The organism is Serratia sp. CY29653 (genome assembly GCF_052169255.1).
Lineage (GTDB): Bacteria > Pseudomonadota > Gammaproteobacteria > Enterobacterales > Enterobacteriaceae > Serratia > Serratia sarumanii.
On the sequence record NZ_JBJNLC010000001.1, the window covers coordinates 151,611 to 167,273 of the forward strand.

Consider the following 15,663-nt stretch of genomic DNA (forward strand, 5'->3'; position numbering starts at 1 on the left):
CATCGCTCCCGTTAGCTCAGCCAGGCGCCGAGCGGCAGTGTGACATCAAGAAGGCGGTCAAAGGCGTAATACAGCACTGCGCCCATGACGACGCCGGAGATCGCCGCCGCCGGCAGGCTGGCCTGAAACAGCAGGCCGATGCTGAACGTCAGCAGCGCGGTCGCCAGCGGGAAGCCCAGCCATTCAAAGCCCCAGGCATACAGCACCAGGGTGATCACCAGCACCAGCAGCCGCTGCAGCACCTTGTTGTGCGGCCACTCCACCGCCTGCGGGCGGCGCAGCAACAGCAGGGCTGAGCACAGCGCCATCAGGCTGAGGATCGCCAGCGGGAACGGGCGCGGCCCCAGCGGTTCATAGCTGTATTCGCTTTGGATGCCCCAGCCGATGAACAGCCCGCCGATACACAGCAGCAGCCAAAAGCCGGCAAAAATACGATCGCTCATGGTTTTCCCCTGCGGTTATTTGGCCAGGCCGAACACTTTCGCTTGCTCACGGTATTGGGCAACCTGATTCTTCACGTAGGCGTCCAGCTCTTTGCCGGTCATGTTGAATTCGAACAGGCCGCGCAGATCGCGCTGCTGCTTGAATTCGTCGGTCGCCATCATTTTCTGGAAGGTGTCGATCCACCACTGATACTCTTCATCGCTGACTTTCGGCCCGACGTAGAAGCCGCGAATAATCGGCCACACCAGGCTGTATCCCTGTTCTTTGGCGGTCGGAATGTCGGCCAGTTGGCCCGGCAAACGTTGCTCAGCATACACCGCCAGGACGCGGATCTTGTCGCCCTGCAGGTAAGGCACCATCTCGCTCAGATCACCGGAGACCGCCTGGATATGGTTGCCGAGCAGCGCGGTGACCGGCTCGCCGCCGCCTTCGAACGCCACGTAGCGCATCTTGCGCGGATCCACGCCGACTTCGCGCGCCAGCAGCGCGGTTTTCATCCAGTCCTGGCTGCCGATGGAGGCGCCGGCGCCGAATACCACGCTGTTGGGATCTTTTTGGAAGGCGTCCATCAGGTCTTTCAGGGTTTTGTAAGGCGAGTCGGCGCGCACCGCGATCATGCCGTAGTCGGTACCGACCGCCGCCAGCCATTTCACGTCGTCCACGTTGTAGCGGCCGAACTTGCCCTGGGCCAGATTGAGCAGCGAACCGCCGGAGAAGGCCACCACGGTGCCGAACTCCGCCGGGCGCTGCGCGACGATGGCGTTGTAGGCCACCGCGCCGACGCCGCCGGGCATATAGGTGACGCGCATCGGTTTATCGATGGCCTTGGTGTCCTGCAGCGACACCTGAATCAGCTTGCAGGTCAGATCGAAGCCGCCGCCGGGCTTGGCCGGCGCGATGCATTCGGTGCGTTTGGGCGCTTCCACGGCAAAGGCCTGATTGGCTGCCAGCAGCAGGGCGGCGGCGGTAAAGGTACGGGTCATTATTTTTTTCATTGTGACTTGCCCTCGGTATTGTTCTGATTGTGAAATCCCGCCGGGTGCGGTTGCAGGATTGTTAAAACAACAACCTTTCATTTACCTTTCAGTGGCCGGAAAAGTTTCCAGTCTGTGATTAGGGTCTCTTGTCGCCGGCGAATAACGGATGCGCTACCATAGAAAAGCGGGCAAGAACAGGGCGCAAAACCGGGCAAAATCCTGCGTAATATCAGGTTTGCCGTTCTGCTTTCGCGATAAAATCACGATCGGTGAAATGAATAGAGACGCAGTGATATGTTTTCGTTAGGGAAATTGTTTGGTGGCAGGGACAGCGCCAAAGTAGGTGCGATTAAACGGTTGCCTGAGGTTTACGCTGAAATGACGGGAAAAGCCGGGCAGTGCCGTTTAAAGCGACTGCGTGCCGACGTTGGCGTTTTTGAGCTGCATTTTGTCAACGCCGACGGTGAAAAATATGCTTGCCAGATGACCGCCTGCGTGACCGGCATCGATCTGGTGTTTGCCGTCAACAACCGCTCCGTGCTGGTTTCTTCACCGTTTACCGCCGACAAACTGCGCCCGGTGCTGGACATTGCCGTTGCCGATAGCCCCATTCCGCTGATCTGACACCGCCCTGCGATCGCGCCCCATACGCATAATTGTGTGCCAGCTCCCAAAACTGGCGGCGCGGCGCTCTTTTATCCCCTTATTTTCCATGCCATTCTCTGTTATCGGCCTGTTAACAGGTGCCGTGTCGGCGCCAGGTTGTTCAGGTAAATCAATGGAATGGGAACATGCGACTGTTATTGGTTGAAGATCACCCCGAGCTGTCTCACTGGTTGCAAAAGGCGCTGACCGGCGCCGGCTTTGCCGTTGACGTCGCCCCGGACGGCGTGGCGGCGGATCACCTGCTGCTCAACGAACGCTATGCGCTCGCGGTGCTGGATGTGGCGCTGCCGCGTATGAACGGCCTGGATTTGCTGGCGCGCCTGCGCAAGCGCGGGCAGGATCTGCCGGTGCTGCTGCTGACGGCACGCACCGACGTGGCCGACCGGGTGAAAGGCCTGAATCTGGGGGCGGACGATTACCTCACCAAGCCGTTCGAACTGGACGAGCTGGAAGCACGCATCCGGGCGCTGCTGCGCCGCAGCGTCGGCGCCCCGCAGCCGGCGTTGCAATACGGCGCGTTGACCTATCACGACGAAGGCTATTTTCTGCTGGAGGGCAAGCCGCTGGCGCTGACGCCGCGCGAACTGGCGGTGCTGACCGCGCTGATGCACAGGCGCGGCCGTCCGGTGGCCAAGCAACAGCTGTTCGAACAGGTGTTCACGCTGTCCGACGAAGCCAACCCGGAGAGCATCGAGCTTTACGTACACCGCCTGCGGAAAAAGCTGCAGGGCAGCGACGTGGCGATCGTCACGCTGCGCGGCCTGGGCTACAGCCTGGAGCTGTGCAATGCGGTGGTTTAACGCGCCGCGTTCGCTGTTCTATCAACTGCTGCTGTTTTTTGGCCTGCCGTTGCTGGCGTTGGGCGGCATCTCTATCTACACCCACTATTTCAGCGCCATGAGCGCCGCCACCCTGGCTTACGATCGCACGCTGCTGGCGTCGGCGCGCACCGTGGCGGAGCGGCTGGTGGTGCGCGAAGGCAAGCTGGCGGTCGATGTGCCCTATGTGGTGCTCGACAGCTTCGAGCGCAACATGAACGATCAGCTGTATTACGAGGTGATTTCGCCGCAGGGGAAAAGCATTTCGGGCTATGACGATTTGCCGCCTTTGCCGCCCCATATCCCGCGTTCCACGCTCTACCCGGCGCTGGTGCATTTTTACGATGCGGAATACCTCGGCCGGCCGATCCGCGTGGCGGCGCTGTTTCAACCGGTCAACGAGTCGGGGGTGAGCGGCATGGCGACCATTTTGGTGGCGGAAACCCTGGAGTCGCGCCGTTACCTGGCGCGGCAGATGATGATCGCGGCGCTGTTGAGCCAGGGCACGGTGGTGGTGTTGACCCTGATCCTGGCGTTCGCGCTGCTCAAGCGGGTGTTGAAACCGATGCGTAAACTCTCCGGCATCATGCTGCGGCGCGATCCGGGTGAGCTGACGCCCTTGCCGCGGGTGTTGCCGTGGTCGGAGATGCAGCCGCTGCTGGTGGCGTTCAATCGTTACATCGAACGGCTGCGGCTGATGGTGGCGCGTCAGGAACGTTTCAGCGCCGACGCCTCCCACCAGCTGCGCACGCCGCTGGCGGTGTTGAAGACTCAGGTCGGGGTGGCGCTGGCCAGCGATCGGCCGCAGCAGTGGCGTGAAAGCCTGCAGGCGATGAGCGCGACGCTGGATAATACCGTGGCGCTGACCGATCGCCTGCTGCACCTCTCACGCCTGAAGGCCAGCGAGCACCAGGCCGAGCGCCAGCTGCAGCCGGTCAATCTGGCGCAGGTGCTGCGCGACGCCTGCTTTTCCCGCTTGCCGCAGGCGCGCAGCAAACAGATCGATCTGGGTTTCGAAGGCGAGGCGGCGTGTCAGGTGGCGGGGGAGCCGCTGCTGTTGGCCGAACTGTGCGCCAATCTGCTGGACAATGCGCTGAAATACACGCCGCGTCAGGGGATAGTGACCGCCCGCCTCACTCAGGATAAGGCGGCGGGGGAAGGCGTGCTGGAGATTGAAGACAGCGGCCCCGGCATCGCCTTGCAGGATAAGGCGCTGGCGCTGCAGCCGTTTCACCGGCTGGACAACGTGGGCGATCAGCCGGGCGCCGGCCTGGGGCTGGCGCTGGTGAAGGACATCACCGCCTATCACGGCACCCGCCCGGAGTTGCTGAGCTCCGCCGCGCTGGGCGGCCTGTTGGTGCGGGTGCGCTTCAGGCTGCTGCCTTAAGCCTGTTCTTTGCAGGACTCGACGTTGGCCGCCGGGGCTTTGGCTTTACGCGTCAGCGGCGTGCGCAGCCGCTGCGACAGGATAACGCCCAGCAGGGTGATGCCGCCGCCGATCAGGTGGTAACCGTGCAGCTGCTCATGCAGGAACAGCACGGCGATAGCGGCGGTAAACACCGGCGCCAGGTTCATGAAGATCGAGGCGGTGTTGGCGCCCAGGCGCATCACGCCCTGGATCCACAGGAACGGGGCGATGATCGAAGCCGGAATGCCGGCGAACAGCACCAGCGGCAGGTTATGGCCGTTCAAGCCGACATCCTGCGCCATCAGGAAATTAGGCAGCAGCAGCAGCACGCCGAACAGGATCTGCACGTACAGCGATTGCCAGTTCGGCAGCGCGATGGCCCAGCGTTTGGTCAACACGCCATACAGCGCGTAAGAGGCGGTGGCGAGCAGCATCATCAATTCCCCCTTGCCGATACCGTGCTGCAGCAGCACGCCGGGCTGGCCGCCGCTGACCAGCCAGATCAAACCACCGAAGGAGAGTATGCTGCCGAGCAGTACGCCGACGGTCGGCGCAATGCGCAGCAGCACGATACTGATCAGGATGGTCAGCAGCGGGATCAGCGACACGATGATGCCCATAAACAGCGCGCTGACGCTGTGCGCCGCGTAATAGGCCAGGCTTTGATACAGCACCATGCCCAGCAGGCCGAGGATCATCAGCTTCCACCAGTTGGCGCGCACCTGCGCCCAGTTGCGCAGCACGCCCGGCAGCACGAACGGCGTCAGGGCAATCAGCGCCAGCAGCCAACGGTAGAGCGAAATGGCCGCCGGATCGATGGCGGTGGCGGAGAGTTTGCTGACGACGGCGTTAATCGACCAAATCAGCACGGCCAACAGCGGGAAGAGCATATTCATGATAATTATTCTCAATAACGTCCAACATGCTGGCTAGTCTACGCGTGTCCGGTTTATCATATATAGCGATATCCAGACAAAAATTGGCGTAAACAAGACAAATCACGGGACGAAACCATGCCAGAAATCCGCCATTTCCCCGAGTCGCTGATCCCGGCTCCCAACCCGGTGCAGTTCCGCTGCGAGGAGTTCAATGCGCGCACCGAATTCCAGCCGCACAGCCACACCTGGGGCCAGTTGATGTGGGTTAAAGCCGGGGTGATGGTGCTGCGCATCGGCGGGCAGCGCTTTCTGGCGCCGCCGGAGTTCGTGCTGTGGGCGCCGGCGGGCATCGAACACTCCTGTTACAACCAACGGCTGGCGCAGTGCCGCATGGTGGACATCACGCCGGCACTGTGCGCCGGCATGCCCGCCGATCCCTGCCTGGTGAGCGTGACGCCAATCTTCCGCGCCATCGCCGAGGATTTCTATGCGCGCAAACAGTACATTCCGCAGGCGGAGGAGGATTTGCGCCTGTGCCAGGTGCTGATCGACCAGCTGCGTCTGTCGCCGCGCCAGCAAACCTATCTGCCGTCGTCGGACGACAAGTTTTTGGCGCCGGTGCTGGAAGCGTTGGAACATTGCCCGGCGGACAACACCTCGCTGGCGGCGTGGGCGGCTCGGGTCTACACCACCGAGCGTACGCTGTCGCGCCGCTGCCAGCAGGATCTGGGCATGTCGTTCAGCGAATGGCGCCAGCGTCTGCGTTTCCTGCACGCCGTGTCGCTGCTCGAGCAGGGCAAGACGGTGCAGGACGTGGCGCTGGACGTCGGCTACAGCTCCGCGTCGGCCTTTATCGTCATGTTCCAGCAGATCGCCGGCACCACCCCTGAGCGCTTTCGCCGTGCATGATTCAGTGGCACACTATTTCGCAGACAAATAGCCGTAAACCGTCGGAGAACGCAGTGAAAATTCTGGTTGATGAAAATATGCCGTACGCGGCCGAGCTGTTCAGCCGCCTGGGCGACGTGCAGGCGGTGCCGGGCCGCCCGATCCCGCGCGAGGCGCTGGCGGATGCCGATGCGCTGATGGTGCGTTCGGTCACCAAGGTCAATGAAGCCTTGTTGGCCGGCAGCCGCATCGGCTTTGTCGGCACCGCCACCGCCGGCACCGATCACGTCGATGACGCCTGGCTGCAACGGCAGGGCATCGGCTTTTCCGCCGCGCCGGGCTGCAACGCCATCGCGGTGGTTGAGTATGTGTTCTCAGCCTTGATGCTGCTGGCCGAGCGCGACGGCTTCCACCTGCGGGATAAAACCGTCGGCATCGTCGGCGTGGGCAACGTCGGTTCGCGCCTGGACGCGCGCCTCAAGGCGCTGGGCGTGCGCACGCTGCTGTGCGATCCGCCGCGCGCCGATCGCGGCGACGCCGGGGAATTCTGGCCGTTGGAGAAGCTGGTGGCCGAGGCCGACGTGCTGACCTTCCATACGCCGCTGAATAAATCCGGCCCATACCATTCGCTGCATCTGGCGGACGCCGAGCTGTTGGCGGCGCTGCCTGACAACCGCATTCTGATCAACGCCTGCCGCGGGCCGGTGGTGGACAACGCCGCGCTGCTGCAGGCGCTGGAAAAAGGCAAAAAGCTGAGCACGGTGCTGGACGTGTGGGAACCGGAGCCGGATCTCTCCTTGCCGCTGCTGGCGCGGGTGGATATCGGCACTGCGCACATCGCCGGGTATACGCTGGAAGGCAAGGCGCGCGGCACCACCCAGGTGTTCGAGGCGTTCAGCCGCCATTTGGGGCAGCCGCAGCAGGTGGCGTTGGCCTCGCTGCTGCCGGTGCCGGAGTTCAGCCAGATCCGCCTCAACGGGCCGCTGGATGAAGCGCGGTTAAAACGATTGATGCACTTGGTGTATGATGTGCGCCGCGATGATGCGCCGCTGCGCAAAGTCGCCGGGCAACCGGGCGAATTCGATCGCCTGCGCAAGCACTACCAGGAGCGCCGCGAGTGGTCTTCGCTGGCCGTGCAATGCGATGACAGCGCCAGCGCCGAGCTGCTCGGCAAGCTGGGCTTCAGCGTGGCATAGCGCGTAAGGTTGTCTTAAGCCAACGCCGCTACAGTGAGCGGCAAAGATTATCGGGCGGTGGCTGCACTGCCCGTCTGCTTTTATGAATGAAATACTCTGGAGAAAACCCGATGTCTGACGGCTGGAATATCGCGCTGCTCGGCGCCACTGGCGCGGTAGGTGAAGCGTTGCTGGAATTGTTGCAGGATCGCCAGTTCCCGGTGGGTGAGCTCTATCCTCTGGCAAGCGAACGCAGCGCGGGCGCCAATGTGCGCTTTAACGGCAAGTCTCTTTTGGTGCAAAACGCCGAAGAGTTCGACTGGTCGCAGGCGCAGCTGGCCTTCTTCGTCGCCGGCAGCGACGCTTCCGCGCGCTATGCCGAAGAAGCCGGCAACATGGGCTGCCTGGTGATCGACACCAGCGGCCTGTTCGCCATGGAGCCGGATGTGCCGCTGGTGGTGCCGGGCGTTAACCCGCAGGTGCTGGCGGATTACCGCAACCGCAATATTGTGGCGGTGGCCGACAGCATGGTCAGCCAGCTGCTGACGGCGATCAAGCCGCTGACCGAACAGGCGGGGCTGTCGCGTTTGCACGTCACCACGCTGATGTCGGTATCGTCGCGCGGCAAGGCGGCGGTGGACGACTTGGCCGGCCAGAGCGCACGCCTGCTGAACGGCATCCCGGCGGAGGAAGGCGTTTTCGGCAAGCAGCTGGCGTTCAACCTGTTGCCGCTGATTGCCGACGAGCAGGGCAGCGTGCGCGAAGAACGCCTGATCGTCGATCAGGTGCGCAAGGTGCTGCAGGATGAAGGGCTGCCGATTTCGGTGAGCTGTGTTCAGTCGCCGGTGTTTTACGGCCACGCGCAGGTGGTGCACCTGGAAGCGCTGCGCCCGCTGTCCGCCGAAGAGGCGCGCAGCGAGCTGGAAGAGGTCGAGGACATTCAGCTGAGCGAAGAGGACGATTACCCGACTCAGGTCACCGACGCCTCCGGCAGCGATGCGCTCAGCATCGGTTGTCTGCGTAACGATTACGGCATCCCCGAACTGCTGCAGTTCTGGACGGTGGCGGACAATGTGCGCTTCGGCGGCGCGTTGATGGCTGTCGAAACCGCCGAGCGTCTGGTGCAGGAGCAGATGTACTGATGTCTGAGGTGGTCTCGCCCGCTCAGCCGACGCTGAAGATCGCGCTGGGCATCGAATATGACGGCAGCCGGTACTACGGCTGGCAGCGGCAGCAAGAAGTGGCCAGCGTGCAGCAACGCCTGGAGCAGGCGTTGAGCAAGGTGGCGGATGCGCCGATTACCGTGCTGTGCGCCGGGCGCACCGACGCCGGCGTCCACGCCACCGGGCAGGTGGTGCATTTCGACACCACCGCGCGCCGCAAGGACGCCGCCTGGACGATGGGGGTGAACACCCATCTGCCGCCGGACATCGCGGTGCGCTGGGTGAGCCCCGTCGCCGACGATTTCCATGCGCGCTTCAGCGCCACCGCGCGCCGCTACCGCTATATTATTTTCAACCATCGCTACCGGCCGGCGGTGCTGCAACAGGGAGTGACGCATTTTTATCACCCGCTGGACGCCGATCGCATGCATCGGGCGGCACAGGCGCTGCTGGGCGAGAACGACTTCACTTCGTTTCGCGCGGTGCAGTGCCAGTCGCGCACCCCGTGGCGCTGCGTAAAACACGTTAAGGTTACGCGCTACGGCGAATATATTGTGGTAGATATCAAGGCGAATGCCTTTGTGCATCACATGGTTCGCAACATCGTCGGCAGCCTGATGGAGATCGGCTGCGGCAATCAGGATGAGAACTGGATGGCCGAGCTGCTGGCGCTGAAGGATCGCAATCTGGCGGCGGCGACGGCGCGAGCCGAGGGGCTGTATCTGGTTGCCGTGGATTATCCTGACCACTTTGGTCTACCGCGGCCGCCGATGGGGCCGCTGTTTTTGCCCGACGATTAAACGCCGGCACGCCTGAACGCGTCGCTCCCTTGTGCTTCTGCCGGGTGATTGAAACACCCGGTATCAATGAGAGAATTTATGGACATCATCAAGTTTATTATTGATTTCATTCTGCATATTGATGTGCACCTGGCCGAACTGGTCGCACAATACGGCATGTGGGTCTACGCTATTCTGTTCCTGATCCTGTTTTGCGAAACCGGTCTGGTGGTGACGCCGTTCCTGCCGGGGGATTCTTTGCTGTTTGTCGCCGGCGCGCTGGCGGCGTTGCCGACCAACGATCTGAACGTGCACACCATGGTGGCGTTGATGGTGGTGGCGGCGATCCTCGGCGATGCGGTGAACTACACTATCGGGCGGTTGTTCGGCGAGAAGCTGTTCAGCAACCCGAATTCGAAAATTTTCCGCCGCAGCTACCTGGACAAGACGCACCAGTTCTATGAGAAGCACGGTGGAAAAACGATTATTCTGGCGCGATTTGTGCCGATCGTGCGTACTTTTGCGCCGTTCGTCGCCGGTATGGGGCATATGTCCTATCGCCACTTCGCCGCCTACAACGTGATTGGCGCACTGGTTTGGGTGCTGCTCTTCACTTATGCTGGCTACCTGTTCGGCGATCTGCCGGTGGTGCAGGAGAACCTGAAACTGTTGATCGTCGGGATCATCATCGTTTCGATTCTGCCGGGCGTGATTGAAATTTGGCGCCACAAGCGCGCGGCCGCCCGCCAGCAAAAACAGTAAAAACATCGCTTAACCTGTCGGTTCGACCAGTTTTTTGTCCACAGCGTCGGGCCGATATGGTTTAATGAGCGACATTATGGTCTGTTCCTGCGAACAACCCTGAAGCCGATGCCTCAGTCGCCGCGCTTGCCGCGCCGCGAACGGGCATTTTTTCATTGGGGTGTTTTCAGGGGGATTGTTAAAGCATGAACAGCGGACTGGCGTGTGCCAGGTTCAAACAGAAAGGTCATCGATGAGCTGGATTGAACGAATTCTTAACAAGAGCAATATCACACAAACCCGTAAGGCGAGCATTCCTGAAGGGGTCTGGACCAAATGCGACAGCTGCGGCCAGGTCCTCTACCGCGCCGAGCTGGAGCGTAATCTGGAAGTGTGTCCGAAGTGCGACCACCACATGCGTATGGGCGCGCGCGCGCGTCTGCATACCCTGCTGGACGAAGGCAGCGAAGTGGAGCTGGGCAGCGATCTGGAGCCGAAGGACGTTCTGAAATTCAAGGATTCCAAGCGCTATAAAGATCGTCTGGTTGCCGCACAGAAAGCGACCGGCGAGAAAGACGCGCTGGTGGTGATGAAGGGCACGCTGTACGGCATGCCGATCGTCGCTGCGTCCTTCGAGTTCGCCTTCATCGGCGGCTCGATGTCTTCCGTGGTCGGCGCGCGTTTCGTGCGTGCGGTTGAGCAGGCGCTGGAGGACAACTGTCCGCTGGTGTGCTTCTCCGCCAGCGGCGGCGCGCGCATGCAGGAAGCGCTGATGTCGCTGATGCAGATGGCGAAAACCAGCGCGGCGTTGGCCAAGATGCAGGAGCGCGGCTTGCCTTACATCTCCGTGCTGACCGACCCGACCATGGGCGGCGTTTCCGCCAGCCTGGCGATGCTGGGCGACATCAACATCGCCGAGCCGAAAGCGCTGATCGGCTTTGCCGGCCCGCGCGTCATCGAGCAGACCGTGCGCGAGAAACTGCCACCGGGCTTCCAGCGCAGCGAGTTCCTGATCGAAAAAGGCGCGATCGACATGATCGTTCGCCGTCCGGAAATGCGCCAAACGTTGGCGAGCATTCTGTCCAAGCTGACCAACCAGCCGCAGCCGCATTTCGATGAGGCCGCGCCGGTCATTGAGCCGGAGCCGCAGGCCGACGCCTGAGGCAAAGACAGATCCCGCCCGGGTTCAGCCGCCACTTTGTGGCTAAGTGACGGCTGATGCCCGTTCCCTGCCGGCCGTGGCCTATCTCGCTGCGGTTTGCAGGCTGGCGGCAGTCACGAAGCGCATCGCCTTTACCGCGGTGAGGGTGGTGCCCTGATGGATTAATGAACCCAAGTTCAGTGATGGGACTCATGCAAAACCACCAAATTCCCCAAGCCACGTCGCCATTGAGCTCGTGGCTTTATTATCTGGAACGTCTGCACAGCCAGGCGATCGAACTCGGCCTTGAGCGCGTACAGCGCGTCGCGGCGCATCTGGATTTACTGACCCCCGCCCCCACGGTGTTCACCGTTGCCGGCACCAACGGCAAAGGCACCACCTGTCGCACCCTCGAAGCCATTCTGCTGGCCGCCGGCCTGCGCGTCGGCGTCTACAGTTCGCCGCATCTGGTGCGCTATACCGAACGCGTGCGCATTCAGGGGGAAGAGCTGAGCGAAGCGGAGCACAGCCGCTCGTTCGCCGCCATTGAGGCCGGCCGCGGCGAAACGTCGCTGACCTATTTCGAATTCGGCACCCTGTCGGCGCTGCAGCTGTTCAAACAGGCGCGGCTCGACGTGGTGATCCTGGAAGTGGGCCTGGGCGGGCGTCTCGACGCCACCAACATCGTCGATCCGAGCGTGGCGGTGATTACCAGCATCGCGCTCGATCACACCGACTGGCTGGGCAACGATCGCGAAAGCATCGGCCGCGAGAAGGCCGGCATTTTCCGCAGCGGCAAGCCGGCGGTGGTGGGCGAACCCGACATGCCGGACAGCATTCGTCAGGTTGCCGAAACGCTGGGCGCGCCGCTGTATCGCCGCGGCGAAGCCTGGAGCTTCAGCGAGCAGGGCGATCGCTGGCAGTGGCAGGGCGGCGACACGCTGCTGACCGATCTGCCGACGCCGAACGTGCCGCTGGCCAACGCCGCTACCGCGCTGGCGGCGCTGAACTGCTCCCCGCTGGAAATCGACGAACGCGCGATCTTCACCGGGCTGCAGCAGGCGACGCTGCCGGGGCGTTTCCAGATCGTGCGGCGGGAGCCGACGCTGATCCTCGACGTGGCGCACAACCCGCACGCCGCCGGCTATCTGGCCGGGCGTCTGGCCAAACTGCCGCGCGAAGGCGGCAAGGTGCGCGCGGTGGTGGGCATGCTGTCGGACAAGGATATCGCCGGCACGCTGGCCTGCCTGAGCGAGCAGGTGGATGAATGGTACTGCGCGCCGCTCGACGGGCCGCGCGGCGCCAGCGTCGAACAGCTGGCGCAACATCTGAAGGAACCGCGCCGCTTTAATGATGTCGAAACTGCCTGGCGGCAGGCTATGCAGGATGCTGATAAACAGGATATTGTGATCGTCTGTGGATCGTTCCACACCGTGGCGCAGGTGATGGCGGCGTTAGACGAGATGCGGGGAGTGTGAGTGGCGAGTAAATTTCAGAACCGACTGGTCGGAACCGTGATTCTGGTGGCGCTGGGGGTGATCATCCTGCCAGGGCTGCTGGACGGCAAAAAGAAGCATTACGAGGATGAATTCGCGGCCATTCCGTTGGTGCCGAAACCGGGCGACGTCGAGGAGAACGACGTGCTGCCGCCGGTGACGCAACCGCTGCCGGCGCAGCCGCCGGAAGGGGCGGGCGCGCTGGTCGAGCAGCAGGCGGCCAATGAAGCGGCGGCGCAACAGGCGGTGCGGCAGAGCGCTCAGCAGCCGACGCAGGTGGCGCCGCCGCCGGTCGAGACGCGTCCTCAGCCGGTGCCGCAGCCCAAGCCGAAACCGGTGGAAACCAAACCGGTGGAAGTGAAACCGAAACCGGCACCGCAACCGAAGCCGGTGGAAGTGAAGCCGGTGCCGAAGCCGGAGCCGAAACCTGAGCCGGCGCCGCAGCCGAAACCGGCGGAAGAAAAAGCGCCGGCCGGGCAAGCCTACGTCGTGCAGCTCGGGGCGCTGAAGAACGCCGCCAAGGCGAACGAGATTGTCGCCTCGCTGCGCCTCTCGGGCTATCGCGCCTTCACCGTGCCATCAACGCCGGTGCAGGGGCAGATCACCCGCATCTACGTCGGCCCGGACGCCTCCAGGCAGAAGCTGCAGGCGGCGCTGCCGTCGCTGAACTCGATCAGCGGGCTGAGCGGGCAGGTGAAGCCGTACGGCCGTTAAACCCCGCAGGGGCGCAGCACGATGCGCCCCTGAATGAAGGAGTGGTGGAGAGAAAGCGAGAAAAACCGCGCCTTTTACAGGCGAAATCACCTATGTAGGCGCGGCAATTGAGAATTTTTTGATCGCCGCTTTTTATTTGTAACGTGGTAGGAAATCCCCTACGCAAACGTTTTCTTTTTCTGTTAGAATTCGCCGCGAATTGGATGCAGGGGCGATTCATCATTGGAATAGTTCATGGTCTGGATTGATTACGTCATTATAGCGGTAATTGGATTTTCGGCTCTGGTGAGCCTGATCCGAGGGTTTGTTCGCGAAGCATTGTCACTTGTGACATGGGGATGTGCGTTTTTTGTTGCCAGCCATTTCTACTCTTACCTTGCGGTCTATTTCACTCGTTTTGAAGATGAACTGGTGCGAAACGGCATCGCGATCGCGATTTTGTTCATCGCGACCTTGATCGTAGGGGCTATTGTTAACTATGTGATTAGCTCACTGGTAGAGAAAACCGGGTTGTCGGGCACCGATCGGGTGCTGGGCATCTGCTTCGGCGCGCTGCGCGGAGTATTGATCGTCGCGGCGATCCTGTTCTTCCTGGATACCTTTACCGGCTTTTCACAGAGTGCCGACTGGAAACAGTCGCAGCTCATTCCCCAGTTCAGTTACGTCATCAGGTGGTTCTTTGACTACCTGCAGAGCACGTCGAGTTTCTTGCCGACCCAATTGCCGGGGCGGTAGCGCTGATGAGGAAAAGACAACATGTGCGGTATTGTCGGTATCGCCGGTTTCATGCCGGTAAACCAGTCGATTTATGATGCGCTGACGGTGCTTCAGCACCGTGGCCAGGATGCCGCAGGCATCGTCACCATTGACGCCCACAACGGGTTCCGTTTGCGTAAAGCCAACGGCCTGGTGAAGGATGTGTTTGAGGCGCGCCATATGCAACGCTTGCAGGGCAACATGGGCATTGGCCATGTGCGTTACCCGACGGCCGGCAGCTCGAGCGCCTCTGAGGCCCAGCCTTTCTACGTCAACTCGCCATTCGGCATTACGCTGGCCCACAATGGCAACCTGACCAACGCCCATGAGCTGCGCCAAAAGCTGTTCGAAAGCGGCCGCCGCCATGTCAACACCACCTCCGACTCGGAAATCCTGCTGAACGTGCTGGCCAGCGAGCTGGACCGTTTCCCGCACTACCCGCTGGAGGCCGACAACATCTTTACCGCGGTCGCCGCCATGCATCAGCAACTGCGCGGCGCTTACGCCTGCGTGGCGATGATCATCGGCCACGGTCTGCTGGCGTTCCGCGATCCGAACGGCATTCGCCCGTTGGTGATCGGCAAGCGCACGCTGGAGGATGGCCGCAGCGAGTACATGGTGGCTTCCGAAAGCGTGGCGCTGGATACCCTGGGCTTTGAGTTCCTGCGCGACGTGGCGCCGGGCGAAGCGGTGTATATCACCACCAAGGGCCAGCTGTTCACCCGCCAGTGCGCAGAGAATCCGAAAACCAACCCGTGCCTGTTCGAATACGTTTATTTCGCGCGCCCGGACTCCTTTATGGACAAGATCTCGGTCTACAGCGCCCGCGTGCGCATGGGCCAGAAGCTGGGCGAGAAGATTGCCCGCGAGTGGGAAGATCTGGATATCGACGTGGTGATCCCGATTCCGGAAACCTCCTGCGACATCGCGCTGGAGATCGCGCGCATTCTCGAGAAGCCCTACCGCCAGGGCTTTGTGAAGAACCGCTACGTCGGCCGCACCTTCATCATGCCGGGCCAGCAGGCGCGTCGTCAGTCGGTGCGCCGCAAGCTGAACGCCAACCGCGCCGAGTTCCGCGACAAGAACGTGCTGCTGGTGGATGACTCCATCGTGCGCGGCACCACGTCGGAACAGATCGTCGAGATGGCTCGCGAAGCGGGCGCCAAGCGGGTGTACCTGGCTTCCGCCGCGCCGGAAGTGCGTTTCCCGAACGTTTACGGCATCGACATGCCGAGCGCCAACGAACTGATCGCCCACGGGCGAGAAGTGGATGAAATCCGCCAGATTATCGGCGCCGATGGGCTGATCTTCCAGGATCTGGACGATCTGATCGAAGCGGTGCGCGAAGAGAACCCGGACATCACCCAGTTCGAATGCTCGGTGTTCAACGGCATCTACGTGACCAAAGACGTCGATCAAAGCTATCTGGAATACCTGGAGTCGCTGCGCAACGACGACGCCAAGGCGCTGCGGGTGCAAACCGAAGCGGAAAATCTGGAACTGCATAACGAAGGCTAACCGCCTGCGTTGATCCATCAGGGTGCATCGCCGCGTCTGCGGCGGTGCGCCTTGCTCCTGTGACTTGCTTATCCCTCGCCATTGCGGCAAAGTCTGCCTGA

General features: G+C 62.0%; 16 protein-coding genes. 13 read left to right on the top strand and 3 right to left on the bottom strand.

What is annotated here, in order from left to right; all coding sequences use genetic code 11:
• Positions 1-11 precede the first annotated feature (11 nt).
• Positions 12-443 carry a tripartite tricarboxylate transporter TctB family protein gene (locus tag ACJ8HN_RS00755; protein ID WP_033635360.1) on the bottom strand — a complete coding sequence of 144 codons (432 nt, stop codon included), beginning with the start codon at positions 441-443 and terminating at the stop codon, positions 12-14.
• Between the two features lie 15 nt (positions 444-458).
• Positions 459-1,439: a Bug family tripartite tricarboxylate transporter substrate binding protein gene (locus ACJ8HN_RS00760; protein WP_033635359.1), complete on the bottom strand. Its 981-nt coding sequence runs from the start codon at positions 1,437-1,439 to the stop codon at positions 459-461.
• A 276-nt stretch (positions 1,440-1,715) separates the two neighbouring features.
• Between ACJ8HN_RS00760 and ACJ8HN_RS00765 the strand changes: the two genes are divergently transcribed.
• The 3 genes from ACJ8HN_RS00765 to ACJ8HN_RS00775 all read left to right on the top strand — a co-directional run bounded on the left by ACJ8HN_RS00765 (position 1,716) and on the right by ACJ8HN_RS00775 (position 4,292).
• Positions 1,716-2,045 carry a hypothetical protein gene (locus tag ACJ8HN_RS00765; protein ID WP_033648065.1) on the top strand — a complete coding sequence of 110 codons (330 nt, stop codon included), beginning with the start codon at positions 1,716-1,718 and terminating at the stop codon, positions 2,043-2,045.
• A 167-nt stretch (positions 2,046-2,212) separates the two neighbouring features.
• Positions 2,213-2,887, top strand: coding sequence for a transcriptional regulator TctD (gene tctD, locus ACJ8HN_RS00770; RefSeq protein ID WP_033648064.1), 675 nt, complete (start codon positions 2,213-2,215; stop codon positions 2,885-2,887).
• Complete coding sequence (locus ACJ8HN_RS00775; protein ID WP_033635356.1) at positions 2,874-4,292, top strand: sensor histidine kinase; 1,419 nt, start codon at positions 2,874-2,876, stop codon at positions 4,290-4,292. The genes tctD and ACJ8HN_RS00775 overlap by 14 nt, the downstream gene beginning before the upstream one ends.
• Here ACJ8HN_RS00775 and ACJ8HN_RS00780 read toward each other — a convergent pair.
• Complete coding sequence (locus ACJ8HN_RS00780; protein WP_033648062.1) at positions 4,289-5,209, bottom strand: DMT family transporter; 921 nt, start codon at positions 5,207-5,209, stop codon at positions 4,289-4,291. The genes ACJ8HN_RS00775 and ACJ8HN_RS00780 overlap by 4 nt on opposite strands.
• A 117-nt stretch (positions 5,210-5,326) precedes the next feature.
• Here ACJ8HN_RS00780 and ACJ8HN_RS00785 point away from each other — a divergent pair, with 117 nt between their 5' ends.
• From ACJ8HN_RS00785 to purF, 10 genes are all read left to right on the top strand, one after another.
• Positions 5,327-6,100: an AraC family transcriptional regulator gene (locus ACJ8HN_RS00785; protein ID WP_033635354.1), complete on the top strand. Its 774-nt coding sequence runs from the start codon at positions 5,327-5,329 to the stop codon at positions 6,098-6,100.
• Between the two features lie 53 nt (positions 6,101-6,153).
• Positions 6,154-7,275, top strand: a complete 1,122-nt coding sequence (gene pdxB, locus ACJ8HN_RS00790) for a 4-phosphoerythronate dehydrogenase PdxB (protein WP_043147765.1) — start codon at positions 6,154-6,156, stop codon at positions 7,273-7,275.
• Positions 7,276-7,385: 110 nt separating this feature from the next.
• On the top strand, positions 7,386-8,396 hold the full coding sequence (locus ACJ8HN_RS00795; RefSeq protein WP_033635352.1) for an aspartate-semialdehyde dehydrogenase: 1,011 nt from the start codon (positions 7,386-7,388) through the stop codon (positions 8,394-8,396).
• On the top strand, positions 8,396-9,217 hold the full coding sequence (gene truA, locus ACJ8HN_RS00800) for a tRNA pseudouridine(38-40) synthase TruA (protein WP_442522936.1): 822 nt from the start codon (positions 8,396-8,398) through the stop codon (positions 9,215-9,217). Before ACJ8HN_RS00795 ends, truA begins: the two co-directional genes overlap by 1 nt.
• Positions 9,218-9,295: 78 nt before the next feature.
• Positions 9,296-9,958, top strand: coding sequence for a DedA family protein (locus ACJ8HN_RS00805; protein ID WP_019453745.1), 663 nt, complete (start codon positions 9,296-9,298; stop codon positions 9,956-9,958).
• A gap of 232 nt (positions 9,959-10,190) precedes the next feature.
• Complete coding sequence (gene accD, locus ACJ8HN_RS00810) at positions 10,191-11,099, top strand: acetyl-CoA carboxylase, carboxyltransferase subunit beta (protein WP_025303691.1); 909 nt, start codon at positions 10,191-10,193, stop codon at positions 11,097-11,099.
• A 191-nt stretch (positions 11,100-11,290) separates the two neighbouring features.
• Positions 11,291-12,556 carry a bifunctional tetrahydrofolate synthase/dihydrofolate synthase gene (folC, locus tag ACJ8HN_RS00815; protein ID WP_043147763.1) on the top strand — a complete coding sequence of 422 codons (1,266 nt, stop codon included), beginning with the start codon at positions 11,291-11,293 and terminating at the stop codon, positions 12,554-12,556.
• Positions 12,557-13,288, top strand: coding sequence for a cell division protein DedD (gene dedD / locus ACJ8HN_RS00820; RefSeq protein WP_161764477.1), 732 nt, complete (start codon positions 12,557-12,559; stop codon positions 13,286-13,288).
• Positions 13,289-13,522: 234 nt separating this feature from the next.
• Positions 13,523-14,023 carry a colicin V production protein gene (gene cvpA / locus ACJ8HN_RS00825; RefSeq protein WP_004936119.1) on the top strand — a complete coding sequence of 167 codons (501 nt, stop codon included), beginning with the start codon at positions 13,523-13,525 and terminating at the stop codon, positions 14,021-14,023.
• 21 nt (positions 14,024-14,044) lie between these two features.
• A complete protein-coding gene (purF, locus tag ACJ8HN_RS00830; protein ID WP_033653751.1) occupies positions 14,045-15,562 on the top strand; it encodes an amidophosphoribosyltransferase in 1,518 nt (505 codons plus the stop codon).
• The last annotated feature ends 101 nt before the right edge of the window (positions 15,563-15,663 follow it).